This window comes from uncultured Tessaracoccus sp., assembly GCF_947255005.1.
Lineage (GTDB): Bacteria > Actinomycetota > Actinomycetes > Propionibacteriales > Propionibacteriaceae > Arachnia.
Genome location: NZ_CAMYFI010000011.1, coordinates 21,053 through 44,574 on the forward strand (window position 1 = coordinate 21,053; position 23,522 = coordinate 44,574).

20 protein-coding genes are annotated in these 23,522 nt (G+C 62.4%); 12 read left to right on the forward strand and 8 right to left on the reverse strand.

What is annotated here, in order from left to right; translation table 11 throughout:
• Window positions 1–46 precede the first annotated feature (46 nt).
• A complete protein-coding gene (brnQ, locus tag Q0X61_RS04050; RefSeq protein ID WP_297740605.1) occupies window positions 47–1,420 on the forward strand; it encodes a branched-chain amino acid transport system II carrier protein in 1,374 nt (457 codons plus the stop codon).
• On the opposite strand, the gene Q0X61_RS04055 is transcribed toward brnQ, so the two are convergent.
• Window positions 1,377–2,282 (reverse strand): heme A synthase, encoded by a 906-nt coding sequence (locus Q0X61_RS04055; RefSeq protein ID WP_297740607.1) that lies wholly within the window; start codon window positions 2,280–2,282, stop codon window positions 1,377–1,379. The two genes, brnQ and Q0X61_RS04055, sit on opposite strands and share 44 nt — an antisense overlap.
• A gap of 129 nt (window positions 2,283–2,411) precedes the next feature.
• Here Q0X61_RS04055 and Q0X61_RS04060 point away from each other — a divergent pair, with 129 nt between their 5' ends.
• The 6 genes from Q0X61_RS04060 (at window position 2,412) to metW (ending at window position 9,975) form a co-directional block, all read left to right on the forward strand.
• The gene (locus tag Q0X61_RS04060; protein ID WP_297740609.1) at window positions 2,412–3,542 is read left to right on the forward strand and encodes a metallophosphoesterase; all 1,131 of its coding nucleotides are present in this window, start codon (window positions 2,412–2,414) and stop codon (window positions 3,540–3,542) included.
• Window positions 3,539–6,139 (forward strand): AAA family ATPase, encoded by a 2,601-nt coding sequence (locus Q0X61_RS04065; protein ID WP_297740611.1) that lies wholly within the window; start codon window positions 3,539–3,541, stop codon window positions 6,137–6,139. Before Q0X61_RS04060 ends, Q0X61_RS04065 begins: the two co-directional genes overlap by 4 nt.
• Window positions 6,140–6,251: 112 nt before the next feature.
• Window positions 6,252–7,583: an endonuclease/exonuclease/phosphatase family protein gene (locus tag Q0X61_RS04070; RefSeq protein ID WP_297740613.1), complete on the forward strand. Its 1,332-nt coding sequence runs from the start codon at window positions 6,252–6,254 to the stop codon at window positions 7,581–7,583.
• Window positions 7,584–7,677: 94 nt separating this feature from the next.
• Window positions 7,678–8,196, forward strand: a complete 519-nt coding sequence (locus tag Q0X61_RS04075) for a YbjN domain-containing protein (protein ID WP_297740615.1) — start codon at window positions 7,678–7,680, stop codon at window positions 8,194–8,196.
• Window positions 8,197–8,248: 52 nt separating this feature from the next.
• A complete protein-coding gene (locus Q0X61_RS04080) occupies window positions 8,249–9,361 on the forward strand; it encodes a homoserine O-acetyltransferase (protein WP_297740617.1) in 1,113 nt (370 codons plus the stop codon).
• On the forward strand, window positions 9,358–9,975 hold the full coding sequence (metW, locus tag Q0X61_RS04085; RefSeq protein ID WP_297740619.1) for a methionine biosynthesis protein MetW: 618 nt from the start codon (window positions 9,358–9,360) through the stop codon (window positions 9,973–9,975). The genes Q0X61_RS04080 and metW overlap by 4 nt, the downstream gene beginning before the upstream one ends.
• On the opposite strand, the gene Q0X61_RS04090 is transcribed toward metW, so the two are convergent.
• Window positions 9,934–10,824 carry a 5'-3' exonuclease H3TH domain-containing protein gene (locus Q0X61_RS04090; protein ID WP_297740621.1) on the reverse strand — a complete coding sequence of 297 codons (891 nt, stop codon included), beginning with the start codon at window positions 10,822–10,824 and terminating at the stop codon, window positions 9,934–9,936. The two genes, metW and Q0X61_RS04090, sit on opposite strands and share 42 nt — an antisense overlap.
• A 36-nt stretch (window positions 10,825–10,860) precedes the next feature.
• On the opposite strand from Q0X61_RS04090, the gene lnt reads away from it, so the two are divergent.
• From lnt to Q0X61_RS04105, 3 genes are read left to right on the forward strand one after another with little or no spacing between them, the layout of a single operon-like run.
• Entirely contained in the window at window positions 10,861–12,402 is a 1,542-nt protein-coding gene (gene lnt / locus Q0X61_RS04095; protein ID WP_297740623.1) for an apolipoprotein N-acyltransferase, read from the forward strand.
• Complete coding sequence (locus Q0X61_RS04100) at window positions 12,395–13,153, forward strand: polyprenol monophosphomannose synthase (protein WP_297740625.1); 759 nt, start codon at window positions 12,395–12,397, stop codon at window positions 13,151–13,153. Before lnt ends, Q0X61_RS04100 begins: the two co-directional genes overlap by 8 nt.
• Window positions 13,154–13,211: 58 nt before the next feature.
• Complete coding sequence (locus Q0X61_RS04105; RefSeq protein ID WP_297740627.1) at window positions 13,212–13,694, forward strand: FxsA family protein; 483 nt, start codon at window positions 13,212–13,214, stop codon at window positions 13,692–13,694.
• Here Q0X61_RS04105 and Q0X61_RS04110 read toward each other — a convergent pair.
• The 3 genes from Q0X61_RS04110 to Q0X61_RS04120 all read right to left on the reverse strand — a co-directional run bounded on the left by Q0X61_RS04110 (window position 13,688) and on the right by Q0X61_RS04120 (window position 16,477).
• A complete protein-coding gene (locus Q0X61_RS04110) occupies window positions 13,688–14,026 on the reverse strand; it encodes an RNA polymerase-binding protein RbpA (RefSeq protein WP_297740629.1) in 339 nt (112 codons plus the stop codon). The genes Q0X61_RS04105 and Q0X61_RS04110 overlap by 7 nt on opposite strands.
• 62 nt (window positions 14,027–14,088) lie before the next feature.
• Entirely contained in the window at window positions 14,089–14,859 is a 771-nt protein-coding gene (locus tag Q0X61_RS04115; protein ID WP_297740631.1) for a glycerophosphodiester phosphodiesterase, read from the reverse strand.
• A 79-nt stretch (window positions 14,860–14,938) separates the two neighbouring features.
• Window positions 14,939–16,477 (reverse strand): UDP-N-acetylglucosamine 1-carboxyvinyltransferase, encoded by a 1,539-nt coding sequence (locus tag Q0X61_RS04120; protein ID WP_297740633.1) that lies wholly within the window; start codon window positions 16,475–16,477, stop codon window positions 14,939–14,941.
• An 85-nt stretch (window positions 16,478–16,562) separates the two neighbouring features.
• Here Q0X61_RS04120 and lpdA point away from each other — a divergent pair, with 85 nt between their 5' ends.
• Window positions 16,563–17,963: a dihydrolipoyl dehydrogenase gene (gene lpdA, locus Q0X61_RS04125; protein WP_297740635.1), complete on the forward strand. Its 1,401-nt coding sequence runs from the start codon at window positions 16,563–16,565 to the stop codon at window positions 17,961–17,963.
• 125 nt (window positions 17,964–18,088) lie between these two features.
• On the opposite strand, the gene Q0X61_RS04130 is transcribed toward lpdA, so the two are convergent.
• The 3 genes from Q0X61_RS04130 to ahpC all read right to left on the reverse strand — a co-directional run bounded on the left by Q0X61_RS04130 (window position 18,089) and on the right by ahpC (window position 21,577).
• Window positions 18,089–19,189, reverse strand: a complete 1,101-nt coding sequence (locus tag Q0X61_RS04130) for a hypothetical protein (RefSeq protein ID WP_297740637.1) — start codon at window positions 19,187–19,189, stop codon at window positions 18,089–18,091.
• Window positions 19,190–19,345: 156 nt separating this feature from the next.
• Complete coding sequence (gene ahpF, locus Q0X61_RS04135; RefSeq protein ID WP_297740639.1) at window positions 19,346–20,914, reverse strand: alkyl hydroperoxide reductase subunit F; 1,569 nt, start codon at window positions 20,912–20,914, stop codon at window positions 19,346–19,348.
• 99 nt (window positions 20,915–21,013) lie between these two features.
• Window positions 21,014–21,577 (reverse strand): alkyl hydroperoxide reductase subunit C, encoded by a 564-nt coding sequence (gene ahpC, locus Q0X61_RS04140; RefSeq protein WP_297740641.1) that lies wholly within the window; start codon window positions 21,575–21,577, stop codon window positions 21,014–21,016.
• A 319-nt stretch (window positions 21,578–21,896) separates the two neighbouring features.
• Here ahpC and Q0X61_RS04145 point away from each other — a divergent pair, with 319 nt between their 5' ends.
• Window positions 21,897–23,507 carry a class I SAM-dependent DNA methyltransferase gene (locus Q0X61_RS04145; RefSeq protein WP_297740643.1) on the forward strand — a complete coding sequence of 537 codons (1,611 nt, stop codon included), beginning with the start codon at window positions 21,897–21,899 and terminating at the stop codon, window positions 23,505–23,507.
• The last annotated feature ends 15 nt before the right edge of the window (window positions 23,508–23,522 follow it).

Below are 23,522 nucleotides of genomic sequence, written 5' to 3' on the forward strand. Positions count from 1 at the left end.
CTAATCACTCGTTCAGCCTTCATTTTTTCACACCCCAAGGAGCGCGATGTTCACGACATGGGGCATAGTCACGTCCGTGAACTTCAACCCAGCTCCACACACACTTCGCATCGCCGAAGCCCTGCTGCTGGGTTCACTCACATTCGGATTGTTCTTCGGCGCCGGCAACCTTATCTTTCCGGTCTCGCTCGGTCTGCAGGCCAGCAATAATGTTGTTCCCGCAGCGCTCGGCTTCCTCGTCGCCGCGGTCGGTATCCCCGTCCTTGGCGTCATTGCGACGGCCACCGCAGGCACCCGCAGTTTGCCCGAGCTGGCATCACGGGTGCACCCCGTGTTCGCGACGGTGTTTACCTGCGCGCTTTACCTCACGATCGGCCCGTTCTTTGCGATACCCCGTACCGCCACCGTGTCGTACGAGATCGCCTTCGGCAGCTCGGAAAGCGAGGGAAACGCCCTAGCGCTCGCGGCGTTCAGTGCGGTGTTCTTCGTACTCGTCCTCGTCGCTGCACTTCGCCCTGGGCACATCCTCGACATCGTCGGAAAATTCCTCACACCCATCTTCCTCGTACTCCTCGGCGTGCTTCTCGTCGCCGCCTTCCTCGCCCCGGCAGCCCCGGCGCCGGACCCCGTCGGGGCTTATGCCTCGCACGCAGCTGCGCGCGGCATCCTCGACGGTTACAACACGATGGACGGGCTCGCTTCCCTCGCGTTCGCCATTATCGTGATCGATTCCGCCCGCAAGCTCGGAGTGACGAGCAAGGGACGCCTTGCGGCCGAGGTGACCAAGGCGGGTGCTGTGGCGGCCGTCGCCATGGGCGCGATCTACCTCGCACTCGCGGTGCTGGGCTCGCGCATGACTGAGTTGGTGGCCCGCGACACCAACGGGGCAGTGGCGCTGGCGACGATGTCACGCTGGCTGTTCGGCAGTACGGGGCATGTGCTGGCCGCGCTGATTATGTTCGTCGCGTGTTTGAAGACCGCGATCGGCCTCATCGTCGCTAGTGCTGAAACCTTCTCGCTCATGTTTCCCCGGCTTGGGAGCCAGCGACGGTGGGCCATCGGGTTCACGGTCTGGTCGCTGGTTATGGCGAATCTCGGGCTCGACACCATCATCCATGCAGCCGTGCCGGTGCTGCAGGTGCTCTATCCCATGGCCATCGTGCTCATCGTGCTCGGCTTGCTGGACCGTTTCGTCGCGGGTAAGGCAGCCATCCACTGGATGCCAGTGCTCTTCGCGGGCTTGGCTTCACTCGCGACGGTGCTCGTCACCGCTGGCTGGTTGCCCAGCGGCGCGTGGACGCGCCTGCTTCCCGGCTTCGACTTGGGGTTTGGGTGGGTGCTCCCTGCGGCCGTGGGGTTCCTCGTCGGGGAAGTGGTCAGCGTTTGGCGACGCTCGCCAAGCTCGCGACCCACACGCTGACGCAGAACGTCGCGGCTGCCAGCGCGGCGTACCAGGCCTTCACCCTGAGGTCGGCGCCGTGCGCGACGACGGTGAGCCCCATCGCCACCTCACACACCACCAACACCGTCAGCACGGCACCAAACACACGCGTATCCCGGCGGCGCAGGCCTTGCACCGCCACCAGCACGGTGAGCACCGCGGCCACACCGCCCAACACCAGACGCGCCCATTGCCAGGCCGCGCTGCCATCAGCCTCGATGACGCGCCACACGGGCCAACTCATGCAGCGGGTGAGCGAACCGGAACCCGCCACCAGCACGCTGCAGATGTGGAACGCGAAGAGCGCCCCAACAGCACCCCAGGCTAGGCGTCCAGTAGCGCCTGGCTGCCACCGTCGGGGATACCGCAGTACGCACACGGTTGCCACGGTGATCGCGACGAGCGCGATGAGGCTAGCCCCGAGATCGAAGGCGGCCCAAGCTTTCGAGATGCCAACCTTCACCGTCAGCATCCCCAGCACACCGGCGATCATGGCGCCGACGAAGGCCACCCACGGCAGCACCCTGACCAGCGGATCTTTCACGCGGAGCCCGACGATCGCCGCGGCCAGCAGGAGCGGGCCACAGCTGACGGCGACCACACGGTGTACGAACTCCAGGATGGGGTTCAGCTGCGCCTCCGGCGCGATCTGACCGACGTAGCAGCCCGGCCAGTTCGGGCACGCAGCGCTGGAATCCGTCGCGCACACCACCGAACCCAAGGCCACCGCGGCGAAGGTGACGATCGCGGCAGCGACGAACACCGCCCTCATCACAGCTCCCGGCACCGCACCCTTCTCCACTTGGCCTACCTCCTGCTCGTCATGGCGTACCCCCGACATGCTAGGAAGCCCCTCGATGACTGTTGCAGGCGGGTCGCTGCAAGCACGCCAGCCGGCCATCGCGAAGAACTGTCAGAGGCAGTTGTTAGGCTTCCAAGCAATCGATACAGCTCTGCGAGGAGGCGGCCCGTGAAGTTCATCGCAACAGGCGATTGGCAGCTCGGCATGACCGCGCATTATCTCGACGAACAGGCACGCCCGCGGTACCTGGAGGCTCGGTTCGAGGCTGTGCGACACATCGGGGCATTGGCTGACGAACACGGGGCTGAGTTCGTCGTCGTATGCGGCGACGTGTTCGAATCCAATCAACTCGATCGACGAGTGCTGGCGCAGGCGTTTGAGGCCATGCGCGCCATCGCAGTTCCCCTGGTGCTGGTTCCCGGCAACCACGATCCACTGGATGCTTCCTCCATCTATAACTCGCAGGCGTTCCAGCAGCGTTGTCCCAGCCATGTGCATGTGTTTCGCAGCAGCGAGCCGTTCGCGGTGTGCGAGGGCGTTGAAGTTGTGGGAGCGCCCTGGAAATCCAAACGTCCGCTCACAGATCTCCTGGGCGAGGCCATCGACGGTCTCGAGCCACCGCCGGACGGCATGGTCCGCATGCTCGCCGGTCACGGGGCAGCGTCAACCCTCAACCCAGACCCAGACGAACCCTCTACCTTCGACGTCCCACGGCTCGCTCAGGCGCTGGACGACGGCCTGATCCACTTCGTCGCGGTGGGAGACAAGCACTCCACCACCCAAGTGGCCGACGGCATTTGGTACCCCGGCACACCCGAGGTCACGAGCCGACGCGAACCAGATCCAGGCAATGTGCTGCTCGTCGATGTGCAACCTGGAGGAGCCACCGTCGAGACCTTGCACGTCGGGCAGTGGCAGTTCCTCGTCGTGGAAGCAACACTCGGTTCCGACGCCGACGTGGAGGCCCTCACCCGACGTTTGGAAAGCATCGAGCACAAGTCGCGCACTGCGGTGTGGCTACGGCTATCGGGCACTCTCACGACGGTGCAGCATGCAAAGCTCGAAACCGCGCTCGACGATCTCGCGCATCTCTTCGCAAAACTCAGCATCTGGGAACGCCACAACGACCTAGCGGTGATTCCTGACGATGCCGACTTCTCCGACCTCGGCCTCACCGGGTTTGCCGACGGCGCGCTGCAGGAACTCATCCAACGTGCTTCCAGCGACGACGAGGACGACGCGGGGGCAGCACACGACGCCCTCAGCTTGCTGTACCGCTTCGCAGGAGGTGCGCGATGAAGCTGCATTCCATCACGCTGCGCAACTACCGAGGCATCGTCGAGCGCACCATCGAGTTCGACGAGCACATCACCGTCGTTGCTGGCCCGAATGAGGTGGGTAAATCGTCGGTGGCGGAGGCGCTTCGCCTGCTCCGTACGGAACTGGATAGCACGAAGAAGAGCGCCGTCAAGGAGGTACAGACCGTCGGGCTCGATGCTGGCCCCGAGGCAGAGGTCACCGTGAGCACGGGGAAGTATCGCCTGACGTACCGCAAGCGCTGGCTGAAGAAGCCCCTCACTGAGCTGCGCGTGCTCAAGCCCAAGCCGGAACAGCTCTCGGGCAGGGAAGCACACGAGCGCTACCTTGCCATCCTCAACGAGACCACCGACGTGGCCCTGCTCGACGCATTGGAGAGCCGCCAAGGAGAATCGCTGCGCCAGCCGCAGCTCGTCAATTTGAGATCGTTGCAGAGCGCGCTCGGCGACGAGAGCCCGTCTAAGAGCGACGACCTGCTGCTACACCGTATCGACGAAGAGTTCTCGCGCTATTTCACTCCGACGGGGAAACCAACAGGCAGTTATGCCGCTGCCGAGGCACGCGTTGACGAAGCGCAGGAAGCGCTCGATGCAGCCCAATCGGCGAGCATCCACATGCAGCATCTCACCGATGAACACGCATTGGTGGCTGAGCGCATCACCAACCTGACCAAGCAGCAAGCCCACAGCGCAGAAGAGGTCACCAAGTTCCAGCAACAAGCCGATGCCGCCGAGGCAGCGGAGGAAGCACTGCGCTCAGCAGCGTCGAAGCTCACCTCAGCGCAATCAGCCTTGCAGCATGTACTTGATGCTCAATCCAGTCGGCGGCTCAGCATCAAGCGGCTCACCGAGGATGAGCATGAGCTGCAAGCACAGCGTGTGCATGTTACGCAGTTGTTAGAAGAACGCGACGCGGCTGTGCAGGCGCATGCAGAGGCCGAAGCGGAACTCAATGCCCTGCAACGGCACCTCGACGAGGCCCAGGCCAGCCAAGAGCAGGCCGAGCAACGCCTGCTCCATGCCCGCAGCATCGCTCAATGTGAGCTCCTCACCAAGCGCCTCGCTGAAGTACGCGAAGCCGACGCCATCCGCACACGGGCTGCGGCCGTACTCGATGCCAACCACATCGATGACGCGGCCGTCGTTCGCCTCGTCACGCTGCAGGCCAACCTCGACGCCGCCACAGCAGCCAGCGAGGCCGCAGCCGCGCTCGTTACCGTCGACGTGCATGGCCAACAGCCAGTGCAACTCGAAGATGAATCGCTGAAACAAGGGGCACACCTCGAACGTCCCGTGCTCGAACCCGTACGAATACACGTCGACGATGTGCTCACCGTGGAGGTCCGGCCGGGGAAGTCTCCCGACGAGGAGCGCACCCGCCTCGCAGAAGCCACCGCCGCGTTGCATCAGGCGTTCGACGAACTCTCCATCGCGACAATCGATGATGCGAAGGACGCTGCAACCGCCCGCCACGACGCGTCGTTGGCATTGGAGCGCGCATCGGTTGCGTTGGAACACCTACTCGACGGCACAACGATCACCGATCTCGAACACGAGGTAGCGGCGCTACAGGCGGCAATAGGGGAGCAGCCAGCCCCTGAAGCACCCATCCCTGAGCTCGAAGATGCCTACGTCCGTTCCAGGCAGCGTCGCGACGAAGCCCAACAGAAACGAGATACCTCCGCTACGGCGCTCACCGCGCGCGAGGCTTCGGCACACGCTGCGGCGTTGGCGTACGAGAAGACGGCGAGTGCTTTGGAGTCCCGCCAGGCGGCGTTCGAGCTGCACCAGCAGCGGCTAGCCCAAGACCGCGTTGCCAAAGCCGATGCCGCCCTCGACGAGGAGGCCACGCAAGCCCAAGCCGCCGTAACGGAAGCAACCGCCGCGCGTGACGCTGCGCAAAGTAAGTTCGACGATGCCGACGTCGACACCGTGCGCATGTGGCTTGCGAACGCCGAAGGCAATCGTGCTTCGGCCTCCGAGCAGCTGAACAATGCGAAGTCGCGGCTCACGGAACTGGGCGCCCTCATCGACGATCGTGCCCGCCTCGGCCTCTTTGATGCTCTCGTCGAAGCCAGGGCCGAACTCGAGGCAGCCGTCGATGAGCATGCGCGGCTGCACCGTGCGGCATCGGCAGCGAAACTGCTGCGTGAGGTATGGCTTCGACATCGAAGCGCCGCCCAAGAACGCTACGTGGAACCGTTCAAGGAGCGCCTAGAATCGCTGGCCAAAGTGGTGTTCGGAAAGGATGTGCAGGTAGAGATCGACCCCGAGCTCAACATCGTCTCGCGCACACTCGACGGGCGTACCGTCGCGTTCAGCCAGCTGTCCGGCGGCGCGCAGGAGCAACTCGCGCTGCTGGGCAGGCTCACCTGTGCGAATCTCGTCTCCCCAGATGAGGGAGCTCCGGTCATCATCGACGACGCTCTCGGCTTTTCTGACCCCCAGCGGTTGCGTGCTCTGGGGTTGGCGCTCGGGCAAGTTGGTCAGCATGCACAGATCATCCTGATGACATGCCAGCCAGATCGCTATCAGCAGGTGGGGAGAGCACGGCGAGTAGACCTCACGGGCACCACGTAGTGAAGCAATCGGCACGTGTTGCTCGTTGTTTGCTCAACGTTTACCCCAGCAGCCAGCCAGTTGCACCGCCCGTGCCTTTATTGTCTGGGGCATCGATCCAAGGAGTTTATCTATGTTCAAACGCATCGTGGCCCCCGTGCTCACCACGTTGTTGGTGGCCAGCGGCCTCGCCAGCACGGCTCAAGCGGATGAGTCCGCACCCTCGTCCCTGCGCATCGCCACCTTCAACGCGAGCCTGAACCGCTCCGCGGAAGGCGAGCTCATCGAGCACCTCAGCAACGGCGACAACAAGCAGGCACGCAATGCCGCTGAAACTATCCAGCGCGCAAACCCCGACATCATCCTGGTCAACGAGTTCGACTACGACGAGAACGGCACGGCCCAAGACCTGTTCCGCACGAACTACCTCGAGGTCTCGCAGCACGGTGCCGACCCGGTCACCTACCCGTATGCCTGGAGCGGCCCGGTGAACACCGGCGTGCCGTCTGGCTTGGATCTCAACAACGACGGCGAGGTCGGCGGCCCGGACGATGCCTGGGGCTTCGGCGAGTTTCCCGGCCAGTACGGCTTCGTCGTGTACTCCAAGTACCCGATCAACACCGACGACGTCCGCACGTTCCAGAACTTCCTCTGGAAGGACATGCCCGACAACGCCATGCCTGCAGATTGGTTCGACGCCGACGAGGTCGAGCAGGTGCGTCTCTCGTCGAAGACCCACGCCGACATCCCCGTCCAAGTAGGCGACGAGACGCTCCATGTTCTCGCCGCACACCCGACACCGCCGTCCTTCGACGGCCCGGAACAGCGCAACAAGCGGCGCAACAACGACGAGATCCGCATCTGGGCCGACTACATCTCCGGCAAGGCAGATTATCTCTACGACAACAAGGGCACCAAGGGCGGCCTCGAAGCCGGTTCGCACTTCGCAATCCTCGGCGACTACAACTCCGACCCCAACGACGGCGACTCCATGCCCGGCTCTATCGACCAGCTACTGAATCACCCCCTCGTGCTGGACCCAAAGCCGACGTCGGAGGGCGCCGTCGAGGCAGCGAAGCAAGGTGGCGCCAACGAAAGCCACAAGTCTGACCCGAAGTACGACACCGCTGACTTCAACGACGACCCGCGCCCCGGCAACATCCGGGTCGACTACACGTTGTTCAACGCCGAAACCATGCAGGTCAGCGATGCAGGCGTGTTCTGGCCGGTGAAATCCGACCCGCTGTCGAGGCTCACCGGGGAGTACCCGTTCCCCACCTCGGACCACCGCCTCGTGTGGGCCGACGTGACGCTCAAGGGCAGCGCCCAGGGTGACGAATCCGACGAAGACACGCAGCCCTCGCCGGAGAAGCCCGATCCGTCACCAGACGAATCCGACGACGACCAGAACGACGCTGAGCGTCCCTCACCTGAGCGTCCTGATCTGCCACAGACTGGGGTCTGAACCCGGCACAGCGCAACCAAGTAGCGGGCACCGCAGTAATGGGTGCCCGCTACTGTGTGTTGCGAGGTACGTTCAAGCAACAAGGAGTACTCCCATGCCAGATGCCGTTGCATCCCATCCCGAGTTCGCCGACGACGCCGCCACGCTCGCGCCGATCACCCACGAGCGCCTCGTCGCAACGCTGCAGAACATGGAGCTTGAATTCGAAGAGGAAGACGGGCTCCTCTCCGCGGTCATCGAGGGCGGACACCCCTGTTGGTTCACGGTCACTGGGCCCGGTGACGAGGACATCGCGCTCAATGTGCAGGCCAGGTGGTGGCCGAGCCTCGACGTCAGCAACCTCGGTGTCGCCTTCCAGACGGTCAACGAATGGAACGGCAACCAGCTCTTTCCGAGAGCCATCACCATCCCCGATGAAGACGACAATTGCGTCTTTGTGGCCGACTTCACCCACGACTTCGACCGAGGTGTCACTGACCAGCAGCTTGAGAACGCCGTCGCTGTTGGGGTGACCACCATCATGAATTTCTTCGACTTCCTGAACGCCCAATTCCCAGATGCCCTCGACGACGATTACGGCTTCGCCGGGGACGAGCAACCGAGCGCCCAGTGAGCCTCGTGGGCCGAGATGCGCCAGCCACCGATTCGAGAGATGATGACTGGCGATGATCGTCGAAACCAACATCGTCCGGCTCTACGACTCTCGGCACCCGCTGCGCACTGCATCGGGTGTCGAACTCACTGAGGTGGACGTCGCCTACGAAACCTACGGCACGCTGAACGAGGCCCGCAGCAACGCTGTCTTCGTGTGCCATGCCCTCACCGGCGACGCGCATGCGGCGGGGCACCACGCGGGGGAGGCGAAGCCCGGCTGGTGGGACAACCTTATTGGGCCCGGCAAGCCGCTCGATACTGACCGCTGGTTCGTCGTCTCCGCCAATCTCCTCGGCGGCTGCTCGGGCACGACGGGGCCGTCGTCCACCAACCCTGCGACGGGCAAACCGTACGGTCTCGACTTTCCCTTGCTCGCTGTCTCCGACTTTGTCACCGTGCACCGCAAGCTAGGGGAGCACCTGGGCATCAGCCATTGGGCGGCGCTCGTCGGGGGCTCGCTGGGTGGCATGCAGGTGTTGGATTGGGTGCTGCGCCACCCAGAAGACACGGATAACGCCATAATCATCGCTGCGTCGTCGCGCCTGACAGCGCAAAACATTGCGTTTTCCGCCGTCGGCCGGCAAGCCATCATGCGCGACCCAGAGTTCCACAACGGTCAGTTTCATGAGCTCGATACCGCACCTGCGCGCGGGTTGTCCGTCGCGAGAATGATGGCGCACATCACCTACCTGTCGGAGGAAGCGTTTGGCGAGAAGTTCGGACGCCAAGCCCAGTACCAGCAGTTGACGAAGAATTTCGGCGTCGACTTCGCCGTCGAAAGCTACCTAGAATACCAGGGCGAGAAGTTCTTGTCGCGCTTCGACGCACTCAGCTACCTCTACTTGTCGCGCGCCATGGACTACTTCGACGCGTTCGCTGACGACGATGCGCTGCACCGCCTGAGCCAGCATCAGGTGACCTTCCTCGTCATGAGCTTCGACTCCGACTGGCGGTATTCGACGAAGGACTCGCGGCGCATCGTGCGCCATCTGGAGCGCGCCCATCAGCCGGTGTCATTCCGAGAAATCAAGTCGCCGTGGGGACATGACTCGTTTCTGCTCGACATCGACGACTACCACGCCACCATCCGCGCGTTCCTCGACCGAGCATGGGAGAGCCGATGACTGCCCGCGCCGACTACGACCTCATCACCCAGCTAGTACCGGAACGTTCGCGCGTGCTCGACCTCGGCTGCGGCGACGGCGAGCTTCTCCTGCGCCTCCACGACAAGGGCTGCACCGGGCTCGGCGTCGAAATCGAACCGTCCGAGGTGCTCGCCGCGATCCGCAGCGGTGTGAGCGTGATTGAGCTGGATATCGACGAACAGCTCGATGAATTCGGCGACGACTCGTTCGACGTCGTCATCCTCTCGCGCACGCTGCAGGCAGTGCACCGCCCGACTGAGGTGCTCTCCCAGATCCGACGCATCGCGCACCAAGCCATCGTCTCGATGCCGAACTTCGTCGTCTGGCGCAACCGCGCGCGCATCCTGCGCGGGCGGATGCCCATCTCCAGCGACCTTCCGTTCGAGTGGTTCGACACGCCCAACCTGCACTACACGTCCATCAAAGACCTCGAGCCGCTGTTCAATCGCATGGGCTTCCGCATCGACCGCCGGCTCACCCTCGACGAACACGGCCACCAGCACCGCTTCGGCAACCTGTTCGGAAACCTGCTCGGCAGCGCTGGCCTCTACCTACTGCGTCGCGACGAGCGCATCCACAAGCCGCGCTACTGACTGTCCGAGCCCTAGACGTTCGCTGAGCTCCATCACGGCGTCGCGGTCCGGGCCGGGGGATTCCGGCACCGCGAGGGGGAGTGTGGCGACGGTGGTGGTCACCTCACGCGCCCGCAACACGTAGTCAGCGGACTCTTGCAGCCCCCTGCGCACCGCGGGGCGCATCGTGGCCGACGGGTCTCCCGCCGCCTCAATCATGGCCTCCAGCGTCGCATACTGCTCGACGAGCGCCGCGGCTGTTTTGTCACCGATCCCCTTCACGCCAGGGAGCCCGTCGGAGGGGTCACCGCGCAACACCGCATAGTCGACGTAGCGCGCCGCCGGTACGCTGTGACGGGTCAGCACGTCGTCGGGAGTGATGAGTTCGCTCTTCGCCACCGACGAGCCGACGTACACCACCGACGTGTGCTCGTCGACGAGCTGGAAGAGGTCGCGGTCACCGGTGACGACGAGCGTCGTTCCCTCATGCTTGGCGGCCAGTGACGCCAGCACGTCGTCGGCTTCGTAGCCACTGGCCCCGATGACAGGCACTCCAGCAGCCTCGAGCGCTGCACGCACCCAAGGGATTTGCCTGGCCAGGTTCTCGTCGACGAGCTCCCCACCGTCAGGGGCCACCCGATGGGCCTTATAACTGGCGACGAGCGCGACCCGCCAGTTTGGCCGCCAGTCATCATCCCAGGCGCATACCAAGTGGTCGGGGGAGTAGCGCCCGACGAGACGCGTAAGGAAATCACAGGTGCCGCGCACGGCGTTCACAGGGTGTCCCTCTGGCGACGTGAGCGTTGATGGTAGTCCGAAGAAGGCACGGTAGAAGAGGTACGACGTATCGCAAGCCATGAGTGTGGTCACGTGCCTAGCATGGCATGTTACCGGTAGGCTTCCTGCGTGATCGAGCGTCGAGAGCTTCCTACCTGGGCTACCGCATTGCTGGCTGTGGTTGCGGGGCTACTCATTGGCGCCGGGCAAGCCCCGCTTGGGTTGTGGCCTGCGACGATGGTCGGGCTCGCCTTCCTGACGTGGCTCGTCGTCGGCATGCGCAAGCGCGCCGCGTTCGGCTACGCCTACCTGGCCGGCATCGCCCTGAACACCCTCACCATTTCCTGGATTGCAGTACTGGGCATACCTATCGCGATCGGGTTGGTTGCCTATGCATCGCTGTGGATGGGGCTCACGGGTCTGCTCATCACTGTGTTGCTTCGTCTTCCGCTGTGGCCGGTGTGGGTGGCAGCAGCATGGGTTTCAGTGGAATTTGTCTCCGGGAATTGGCCGTTCGGTGGTTTCGCGTGGACACGTTTGGCGTTCACGCTCGCTGATTCACCGCTGCGCGGTTTGCTGCCGTACGTAGGTATGGCTGGGGTGACACTCATCATGGTGTGGCTCTCACAGCTGCTGTTGGTGCGGCATTGGCGGCGCACTGCCCCAGTCGTGCTGCTCGCCTTCATCGTCAGCGGATGTTTGCTCTTCGTTCCCTCGACTCAACCGGAACAGCACGTGACGGTGGCGGTCGTGCAGCCAAACGTGAATCGTCACGAGTACGGCGGCCCTTACTATGCCCGAGCAGTGACGAACAACGCCCTCAGCTCGACGGTGATGGCGATGGCGACGGCGCGCACCACCGATACCGACATCGACTTTGTGCTGTGGCCAGAGTCCGCCGTCGACATCGACCCCTTGCGCGACGACGAATCCAGGCGCCGCGTCGACGCGGCGGCAAAACTCTCTGGGGCCCCGGTGCTCGTCGGGGCCGTGACGCTGCCCGACAACCCGCCTGATGCACGCCAAACCTCAGCGCTTTGGTGGGGACCAACCTCCGGGCCCACTGCCACGTATCACAAGCGCAATCTCGTGCCCTTTGGCGAGTGGATTCCGTTTCGGGATGTGTTGTTGCCGCTCATCCCGATGCTTGAGATGACGGGCAGGCAATCCGTTCCCGGCACTGAGCCCGGCGTGCTCGACACACCCGTCGCACGCTACCCATCGCTCAAGGTAGGCACCATCGTCTGCTTCGAACTGGCCTACGACGACACCGTCTACGACACCGTGCGTGCCGGTGGGAACGTGATCGTCTCGCAATCCAACGAGAACACCTACGCCAACACATTCCAGATCCCACAACAGCAAACCATGAACCGCATCCGCGCGAAGGAGCTGGGCCGCGAGATCGTCGTCAGCACCTTGAATTCCATCTCCGGTTACGTCACGGAACGGGGCGCGTTCCTCGAGCCCACGGCGGAATTTGAGGGCGCGCAACGTCTAGTCACGGTGCCACTGCGCTACCGCCTGACGCCGGCGGTCACCGTCGGACCCCTGATCTCGCGGACCGCCTTCGTCGCGACGGTTGGCGCGCTCGCTTTCCTGCTCGTTCGGCGTTTCCGCACACGGGGTAAGCTGGCCGGCACGACGTCAAAAGAGGTGGCTGATGCGTGACGACAGCGCGGTGGGTCGAGTGTTGGTAATCATCCCCACCTACAACGAATCACAAAACATCGAGTCCGTCACCACGCGCCTACGCAACGCCGTCCCCGACGCGCACATGTTGATTGCCGACGACAATTCTCCCGACGGCACCGGCGACATAGCCGACCGTCTCGCCGCGGGCGACGACCACGTTTACGTCATGCACCGGCAAGGCAAACAGGGCCTCGGTGCCGCGTATCTCGCGGGTTTCCATTGGGGTCTCGAACAAGGCTACGACGTGCTCGTACAGCACGATGCCGACGGCTCCCACCAACCTGAGGAGCTTCCGAGGCTCCTCGACGCCATCGCCGACGGTGCTGACATGGTGAAGGGTTCGCGCTGGGTTCCCGGAGGGTCGGTGGTGAATTGGCCCAAGACGAGGGAGTTCATCAGCAAGGGTGGCTCGTTGTGGACGCGGCTGTGGCTCGGCATTCCGGTGAAGGACGCCACCGGCGGGTTCAATGCCATCCGCGCCAGCACTCTCAAGGGTCTCAACCTCGACGAGGTCGCCTCAGCGGGGTACTGCTTCCAAATCGACATGGTGTGGCGGGCGCTGAAACATGGCTTCACAGTGGTGGAGGTGCCAATCACGTTCGTGGAACGCGAGCTAGGCGATTCCAAGATGAGCCGCAACATCGTGATCGAAGCGCTCATCCGCACCACCTTGTGGGGTATCGACCATCGCATCAAGCAAGTGAAGGGGCTGTTCCGCCGTGGCTGAACCCGCCAAGCGACCACCATCGCCCTGGCTCGTGTTCGCGATCCTAGCGGCGCCTTTCGTGATCTGGGCAATAGCTGAGATAGCGGTGCTCATCTGGCTGTCTCGCACGATTGGGTGGTGGACGCTGTTCCTGCTCGTCGGCACGTCATTGGCCGGCGTCGTATTACTCATGCGAGCGGGCAAACGATCGCTGCACCGCTTCAGGCAACGAGCGCTCACGGAAGAACCGCTCCCAGAGGGAGAGAACGACACCAGCCAGGTCATGTTCGGCTCAGTGTTGCTCATCATCCCCGGTTTCATCTCCGACGTGATTGGGCTCTTGTTCGTGCTGCCGTTCACGAGGCCACTGCTGAAAGCAAGCTTCGACCACATGCATCGCTGGGCGATGCGTCGCAAAGCTGAGCGGCAAGCAGCAGAAGAAGGCGTCATTCCGGGGGAAGTCGTCAATGAGGCACCCGAAACGTCGCCAGACAATGACAACGATCCCCTCATGATCGAGGGAACCGTGATCGACGACGCAGAGGGCTGGCCGGGTCAGTAACCATCGCCCTCGCGTTTTTTGGTGAGCTGTTCCTTGAAAATATCTTCCAGCTCGGGCATAGAGCGACGTTCGCGGAGCATGTCCCAGTGCGTACGCACGGGTTTCTCTTCTTTCTCCTCGCCAACGACTCCGTCGGAGCGCACAGCAGTCTGGCCGCATTTCTTGCATTCCCACTCGGTGGGCAGGTCAGCTTCGACGGAGAACGTCACCTCGAAATGATGCCCGTTGGGGCAGTCAAAGGCGAGCGATTGACGCTCCGCGAACTCGATGCCTTGTTCATCTTCAAAGGTCTTTGAACCGAGGCCAACGCCTCGGAGTGCATGATCAGCCATGAAACCTCCTCACCAAGATATAACGAGCTATGTCGCCATTTGGTTCCCGACGTTAGCCCTTGCTATCGAGTAGACCACATGCCGCGCATGCGTAGGACTGATTTCAGCAATTCGGGACGATCCGTCATGATTCCGTCAACTCCCCAGGAGATGAGCCGGTGCATGGTGGTGTCATCGTCGATGGTCCACACGTGAATCTTTTTGCCTGCCTTGTGCACGAGATCGATGGTTCTCGGTGTCACAATGTGACGCTCCACTGGGCCAATGCGGGTGCACATCGGCACTTGATAGACGTCACCTCGCGTGCGCACGACGCCCGCTAAGAGACCTGCGACTGCGCTGGGGGATGCGGCTGTGGTGACGGTCGGTTGAAGTTTGCGAAACAAACGCAGACGTGCCTGAGAAAATGATGCGACGCACACGCGGGCCTGCGCGTTGTGGCGCGTAATGACTTTCGACAGCTCTACGGTTGCGCGCTTGTGTTTGATGTCGATGTTGAACATCGTTTGGGGGAACTCGTCGAGCACTTCATCGAGAGTGGGGATCTCTTCTCGGTCTCCCACCCGGAGCTGTTTCAGCTCTTTGAGCGTTAGGTCTCCTGGCTTGCCCTGGAAATCCGTCACCCGCGCCAGATGGTCGTCATGGAAGGCAACGAGGTGTCCGTCTGCCGTGGTATGAACATCGGTTTCCATGTAGCGGTATCCCAGGGACGCCGCATTGTGGAACGCCCGGATGGTGTTCTCGATGCCGAGGTTGGCGGGCAAGAATGAACCGCCACGATGTGCGAACGGAATGAACCGTGGGCTCAGGTATTCGCTCGATGTGACAGCCATACCGGCCATTATGCCGCGTACTCACACACACCGCACCGTCCGCTTCGGCAAACACGAGGCATGAGGGATGGGAGTGTTGTTACTCCTCAGCGTCACCCCAGAATGTTTTGATATCGGCACCCAGTTTATTGAGCCGTTGCGGGAGATCCTCGTAGCCGCGATTGATGACGTACACATCGAGCAGATCCGTCGTGCCCTTCGCGGCAAGTGCGGCGAGCAACAGGCAGACGGCCGGGCGTAGGGCCGGAGGAGTCTGTATCGTGCGGCCACGCCACTTCGTCGGGCCGATGATGAGCAGACGATGAGCGTCCATCACCTGAATGTTGGCGCCCAAATCTGCGAGCTTCTGCAAATGCACCGCGCGGTTGTCGTACACCCAGTCGTAGATCATCGACTGCCCCGTTGCCGCAGCGCAGATGACTGCGAAGAAAGGGAGGTTATCGATATTGAGGCCTGGAAACGGCATCGGGTGGATCTTGTCCATGGGAGCGTTGAGCTCAGAAGGGAACAAGGTGATGTCGACGAGGCGAGTTTTCCCGTTACGGCTCAGGTATTCCTTCGACAGCTCCAACTTCTGGCCCATCTCGTCCAGCACGGCAAGTTCAACGTCGAGGAACTGCACCGGGCACCGCCGCACCGTCATTTCCGACTGGGTCACGATGCCTGCGGTCAACAAGCTCATCGCCTCGATGGGGTCTTCTGAGATGTCGTACTCCACGTCGACGTTGATGTCTTCGACACCTGTGATACGCAGGGTCGTGGTGCCGATGCCCTCAATCCTGACACCGAGTAACTGCAGGTAGAAGCAGAGATCTTGCACCATGTAGTTGCCCGACGCGTTGCGGATGGTGGTGGTGCCGGATGTTCCCGCCGCCGCCATGATGATGTTCTCGGTCACGGTATCGCCGCGCTCGATGAGGGTGACGAAGTGCTTGTCAGCTCCGTCCTTGCTCACCGTGGCTTGGTACTGCCCGTCGGTGGCGAGCACGGAAAGCCCCAACTTGCTGAGTCCGGACATGTGGGGATGCACAGTGCGCGCACCGAGATCACAACCGCCGGCGTAGGGGAGCTGGAAGGTATCGAACTCGTGCATGAGGGGGCCGAGGAACATCAGAATGGAGCGGGTGCGCTTGGCTGCGCGCTGGTCGATGGTCTCGGGTGTGAGGCGTTCGGGGCGGCGGATAACGAGATCGTTGCCGTCGCCGGTCCAGGTGAGGTCGACACCGATGGAAGCGAGCACCTCGCTGATGCGGTCGACCTCTTCGATGCGGGCGATGCCGCGCAACGTGGTAGTACCGCGGTTCAGGAGAGAGGCGCACAGCAACGCGACAGCAGCGTTCTTCGACGAGCGCACCTCGATCTCGCCAGCGAGTTTGGTTTCGCCTTGGATGCGCAAATTCATAGCCCCGCGAGTGGCGGATTGGATGAGCGGCATCTCGAGCGCCTCTGCCAGGCGGTCGATCATGCTGAGCGACAGGTTTTGCTGGCCGGTCTCAATGCGGTGCACCGCACTCTGGGCGGTGCCGACCTCCTCCGCAAGCCGCTGCTGGGACCAGCCACGGGAGATGCGAGCGTCGTGGATGAGACGACCAATAGATTCACTCGTTGCACTACTCACTCGCCCGATGCTATCTCACACATGAGATCAGCCAAGGAGATGGGGGAGGTGTCGCTCACTTCGCTTCACGACTAGAGTTGCTGTCATGAGCTCACATTTTGAAACGGTCGTTCTCGGCGCCGGCCCCGGTGGGTACGTCGCCGCCATTCGCGCTGCCCAGCTGGGCCAGAAGGTTGCCATCATCGAGAAGGAATACTGGGGCGGCGTCTGCCTCAACGTCGGCTGCATCCCGACGAAATCCCTCCTGCGCAACGCCGAGCTGGCGCACATCCTCACCCACGAGAAGGATACCTTCGGCATCGAGGGAGAGGTCACGCTCGACTACGGCAAGGCATTCCAGCGCAGCCGCGGCGTCTCCGAGCGGATGATCAAGGGCATCCACTTCCTCATGAAGAAGAATAAGATCCAAGAGATCCATGGCTGGGGCACCTTCGTCGATGCCAAGACGATCTCCGTCGCCGACGATGAGGGCAAGACCCAGGAAATCACTTTCGACAACTGCATTATCGCCGCAGGCGCGACAACGAAGATGCTGCCTGGCACGAAGACGTCGGACAACGTCGTCACCTACAAGGAACAGATCCTCGCCGATGAGGTTCCTTCCTCCATCATCATCGGCGGCTCCGGCGCCATCGGTACTGAGTTCGCCTACGTGCTTAGCCAGTACGGCTGTGACGTCACCATCGTCGAGTTCCTCGACCGCATCGTCCCCACCGAAGACAAGGAAGTCTCGGCCGAGCTGGCGAAGGCGTACAAGAAGCTGGGCATCAAGCTCATGACGTCGACGAAAGTCGAGCAGATCGAAGACACCGGCTCGGGCGTGCGTGTCACGGTGAGCCCTGCCAAGGGTGGAGACCAGCAGGTGCTCGAAGCCGACCGCTTCCTCTCCGCCATCGGCTTCGCTCCGCGCACCGAGGGCTACGGCCTCGAGAACACCGGCGTCGAACTCACCGAGCGTGGCGCCATCGCCATCGACGACTACATGCGCACTAACGTCTCCGGCATCTACGCCATCGGCGACTGCACGGGCAAGATCATGCTCGCGCACACCGCTGAGGCACAGGGCGTGGTCGCTGCCGAGACCATCTCGGGAGCCGAGACGTTCCCCGTGAACTACGACATGATCCCGCGCGCCACCTACTGCCAGCCGCAGATCGCGTCGTTCGGGTACTCCGAGGAGCAGGCCAAGGAGAAGGGCTACGACGTCAAGGTGTCGAAGTTCCCCTTCGCCGCCAACGGCAAGGCCTGGGGCTTGGGCGACGGCACTGGCTTCGTGAAAATCATTGCCGACGCCACCTACAACGAAATCTTGGGCGCAGCGATGATCGGCCCCGACGTCACGGAGCTCCTGCCTGAGCTCACACTGGCGCAAGCCTACGATCTCACCGCCGACGAGATCGGACGCAACATCCACGCGCACCCGACGCTGTCCGAGGCGATGAAGGAAGCCGCCCACGGCATCGCCGGGCACATGATCAACTTCTGATCGTCACACAATCGACGGTGGCGAGGTCCAGCTCGGGCTTCGCCACCGTCGTGCTTCACGTCTAACGCTCGCGTGCATTCGGTAACGCTCCGTGCTGAGCGGCTGGCAGGGGAGGGGAGTGCTGGCTACTTGTGCACTTTGAGCAGCTTGCCGGAGGTGTCGTAGTACAGCATCGCATTGCCGTAGTCGTCCCCGATGTAGACGCGGAGCTTCGTCTGGTTCTTCACGCTGCCCCAGGTGAGGTGGGAGACGATCACGTGGGAGGGCGTCTCCTTTTCGAAACCAGAATCCTTGGGCGCTTTCCGCAAGACGTCCGCAACGACGGCTGGCTTGACCTCAGCCAGGTCAAAGCGCTTTTGGTCCTTGGGACGTGGCTGGATGGGTGAAGGGCCTATGTGCTCGAAGCCAGTTGCCTGGTGGTACTGGTAGTCGTCGAACTTATCCGAGCCACTGCTGATCGGCATCTGCGCCTTGATATGGGTGTCGTAGATGTTCAGTTCTGTGATCTCCGACGTGCCTGCCATAGTCTCGATCTCGGCCAGGATGGTGGCGAGATCTTGCTCGTCGTAGGGATGCAAGACCGCCGGCTCCGCCGGGGATTCCGACGGCTCGGGCGTGGGCTCCGATGGCGTCTCGTGGTCGCCAGGGGCAGGCCCGGCCGATACCTCGGCCTCTGGCGTCGAGCTGGTGGGCGACGGCGGTACAGCGGGGGAGGAGGGCTCGAAACCTGGGAACACCACGACAGCGATACCTGGCGCCAAGTCGCAGAGCGCTTCTGCGATCTCGTCGTGTAGCGCGATAAGCGGAATAGCCAGGCCGATCACGAAGGCCAGCACCGCCAGAAGACGGGTGAGGATCCATGGCCGTTTGGGGCGGACGACCCGCAGCAGTTCCTCCTGGGTACGGCGGTCTGGCTCAGCCATCCCGTAGGGATCATCGATTGATGCAGCGAATGTGCCGGGCCACGGCTGCGAATAGTAGGGGCTGTTGTCGCTGTCGGTTTCGCCAGTCAGCTCAATATTGTCCCGACGCGCGATGCCACCTCGCCCTGCCTTCACCGCAGCGAGCTGACGGCGTTCAAGGCGCTGCACAAGAAGCGTCAGGAGGACGGCCAGAAACCCGGCCGCGGCCATGACGTACCAACCGGTGGCCTCGCCCCGGAGCATGCTCGCGAGTCCCATGCCCACACCGGCTCCGCACACCAGCGCACCGATCGCCATCACCATGGCTCGACCTCCCACGTCTTACACGTCATGGCCTCAGCATTGACTGATGCTGAGGCTACCGATCACGAGCCAGCTTGGGGGGACAGAAACAAGCATCGGGGGACATCCGGGCCAATCCCAGACGTCCCCCGATGCACAAGGGTCATTGCTTTCGGGCTACATGACCTCATGTTCCCAGGCAGACAAGCCAGCGATAGCACCCGCGCCCTGCGCCACGACGATCTGCTTGTACGGCACCGTGGTGCAGTCACCGGCGGCGAACACGCCGTCGACGGAGGTCTTGCCGCGCTCGTCGATGACGATCTCCTTGCGGTCGCTGAGCTCAACGGGGGAGCCCTGCAGCCACTCGGTGTTGGGCAGGAGTCCGATCTGTACGAACACGCCGGAGACCTTGAGCTCCTTGGCCTCGTCCGTGGTGCGGTCGGTGTACTTCAGCGAGGTGACCTGCTTGCCGTCGCCTACGACCTCGGTGGTGGCTGCGTTGGTGATGATGTCGACGTTCGGCAGCGACCGCAGCTTGTCCATGAGGACGTCGTCGGCACGGCATTGATCCATGAATTCCAGCACCGTCACGTGTCCGACGACTCCCGCGAGGTCGATGGCTGCCTCGATGCCGGAGTTGCCGCCGCCAATGACGGCGATGGGCTTGCCCTTGAACAGGGGACCGTCGCAGTGGGGGCAGAAGGTGACGCCCTTGTTGCGGTACTCCTCCTCGCCGGGAACGCCCATCAGGCGCCAGCGGGCGCCCGTGGCGATAACCACCTGACGAGCTTTCAGGCTGGCCGAGTCACCGAACTGGACGGTGTGGAGACCGCCTGCTTCTGTGGCCGGAATAAGCGCGGTTGCCAACTGGCTCTTGAACACGTCGATGGGGTAGTCGCGGACGTGTTGCTCGAGGGCGGCAGCGAACTTCGGACCCTCAGTGTGGGTGACAGAGATGAAGTTCTCGATCGACATCGTGTCGAGGGTCTGTCCGCCGAAGCGCTCGCCGATGATGCCGGTGCGCAGGTTCTTGCGAGCGGTGTAGATCGCGGCGGCAGCGCCCGCCGGGCCCTGGCCGACGACCAGCACGTCGTAGGGATCCTGCTCGTTGAGCTTCTCAGCTGCACGATCAGCGGCGCCATCGTCGAGCTTGGCGACGAAGTCCGCGATATCCATGCGGCCCTGCCCGAATTCTTCACCGTTGAGGTACACCGTCGGCACCGCGAGGATGTTGCGATCGGCCACCTCTTCCTGGAATAGGGAGCCCTCGACTGCAGTGTGCTTGATGCGAGGGTTCAGCACAGCCATCGTGTTGAGCGCCTGTACGACGGTGGGGCAGTTCTGGCAGGTGAGCGACATGTAGGTGACAAACTCGTAGTCACCGTCGAGTGCCACCACCTGGTCAATGAGGTCTTGCTCTTCCTTGATGGGGTTGCCGCCTACCTGCAGCAGCGCGAGCACGAGTGAGCTGAACTCGTGCCCCATCGGCAGGCCGGCGAAGGTGACGGCGATATCCGTGCCAGTGCGCGCGATGGTGAACGACGGCTGCCGTTCGTGGGCGTCGTCGTCGCGACGTGCGGAGACCTTCTCGGACAGCGCAGCGATGTCTTGCATGAGTTGTTCGAGGTTGGCGGACGCGTCGCGATCGTCCATGGAGTAGATCAGCTCAACATCGTTGGTGATTCGGGGCATGAGCGCCCCCAGCTGCTGGGTGAGGTTGTCGTCGAGAAGACGTTCGGCCATGAAAGCTCCTGTGCGTGGAAATGAAAAGGTGGGGGAGAGAAGTATGAAAACGGCGGACGGACCACAGCCCGCCCGCCGTTAGCTCATGTGATGAGTTGCTCAGATTTTGCCTACGAGATCAATGCCAGGAGTGAGGGTCTGTTCGCCTTCCTCCCACTTGGCGGGGCACACTTCGCCGGGGTGAGCTGCGACGTACTGCGCAGCCTTGACCTTGCGAAGCAGTTCAGAGGCAGAGCGCCCGATGCCTTCGGCGGTCTGCTCGATGTACTGGATGATGCCCTCCGGGTCGACGAGGAACGTGGCGCGATCCGCCTGTCCGAGGCCTTCACGCATGTTCTCGAAGTTGTTGGTGATCTCACCGTTGGAGTCGCCCAGCATGTAGTACTTAACCTTGCCGACTTCCTCGGACGAGGCGGTCCAGGCCTTGTGGACGAAGTGAGAGTCAGTAGACACCGAGTAGACCTCGACGCCCATCTTCTGCAGCTCTTCATAGTGATCTGCCAGGTCGCCGAGTTCCGTCGGGCACACGAAGGTGAAGTCGCCCGGGTAGAAGAAGAAAATGGCCCACTTGCCAAGTACGTCAGCCTTGGTGACTTCGACGAATTCTCCGTTGCGGTACGCCTGAGCGGTGAAGTCCTTGATTTCAGTGTTGATCAGCGACATTGTGCTCCTTTTCGGTGCTGAACAGTAAGCGTGTCTTGAGCGGTGCATGATTTTCGCTCACATGTGTTGACGTAAATTGATTCTAGCGATTCCTGGCTGCTTCTCAAGCGCTCCCAGTTGTCCGATAAGCAGCATTATGTCATTTCATAACTGGGAGGGAGCGCTGCCGTGGCAACCAAGCCCCCTCCCTCAGGGAGGCTGTCATCTTTCGTAGATCGCGTCGTGCACGTCGGCGTAGCGGCGAGTCCAGACGAAATCCCTCAAGTGACCGAATAACATCGGTGACAACAGTCCTGACTACAAGAAGCCGAGATCATCCATGGCATCCCGAAGCACCAACTCGTCCACGCTTGGCCTGGAGGCATCCCTCTGGGACGCTGCAAACCGGCTACGTTCAAACATGGATGCGTCCGAGTACAAGCATGTCGTCCTCGGCCTGCTGTTTCTGAAGTACGTCTCCGACAAGTTCGAGATGCGGCGTGAGCTACTCGAAGCGCAGTACAGCGACCCGAACTCCGACACTTATCTGCCCTCCGACGAGGCACGGGCCATGATGCTGGAGGATCGCGATTCCTTCACCTCCGAGGGCGTGTTCTGGGTGCCGGAAGGCCACCGTTGGGACGATCTACGCAAGGCTGCCAAGCAACCTGACATTGGTCGCGTCATTGATGACGCGATGGATGCCATCGAGAAAGAAAACGAGGCGCTGAAGGGCATTCTCCCGAAGAACTTCAACCGTCGCGAGCTCTCCCCCACGGTGCTCGGCGGGCTCATCGACACCTTTTCTCGCAGCGATCTTTCCGACGAGGAGCGCAAGGACGAGGACCTGCTCGGGCGCGTGTACGAATACATGCTGGGCCGCTACGCCGCCGATGAAGGCAAGAGTGGTGGCGAGTTCTACACTCCGCGTTCCGTCGTCTCCCTCCTCACAGAGATGATCCGCCCCTACCGTGGCCGCATCTACGACCCCTGCTGCGGCTCGGGTGGCATGTTCATTCAAGCCGAGAAGTTCGTGGAAGCCCATGCTGGCCACCGGAACGACCTCGCGGTCTACGGACAGGAGATGAACCCGACGACATGGCGCCTTGCCCAGATGAACCTTGCCATCCGAGGCATTGAAACCAACCTCGGGCCCGTGTGGGGTGACTCATTCGCGGACGACAAGCACCCGGATCTGAGGGCCGACTTCATCCTCTCCAACCCGCCCTTCAACATCTCCCAATGGGGTGGCGAACGTCTGACTGACGACAAGCGCTGGGTCTACGGCCTCCCACCAAAAGGCAACGCCAACTATGCATGGATTCAGCACATGCTCCACCACCTCTCCCCCACTGGAACCATGGCGGTGGTTCTCGCGAATGGATCACTCACCGTCAACACGTCGGGCCAAGGAGAGATTCGTCAGCGCATGGTCGAGGACGATGTGGTGGAGTGCATCGTCGCCCTGCCATCACAGTTGTTCTACTCAGTGCAGATACCCGTCTCCGTCTGGTTCCTCACCAAGGACAAGACGGCGAAGAAGGTGAAGAGTGAAGACCCGCAGCGCGACCGTCAAGGCGAAGTGCTTTTCATCGACGCCCGCAACGCGGGCTATATGGAATCCCGGACGCAGCGAAACCTCTCACCCGAGGACGTGGCGAAGATCGCTGACACGTACAACGCGTGGCGCGGTGACCCGAACCTCCAGCCGTATGAGGACATCCCCGGATTCTGTGCTGCCGTCTCGCTGGACGACGTGGCGGAAGCCGGCTTCGCCCTCAGCCCGGGGCGCTACGTCGGCGCCGAAGAAGTCGAAGACGACGGCATCCCAGTCGAGGAGAAGGTTGCCACCCTCATTGAGCAGATTCGCGAAGGGTTCGCCGCCCGAGCCGACCTGCAAGCGAAGGTGGACGCGGCGCTTGATTCTCTGGTGGTCAATGATGCTTTGTAGTGATTGGGCGATACG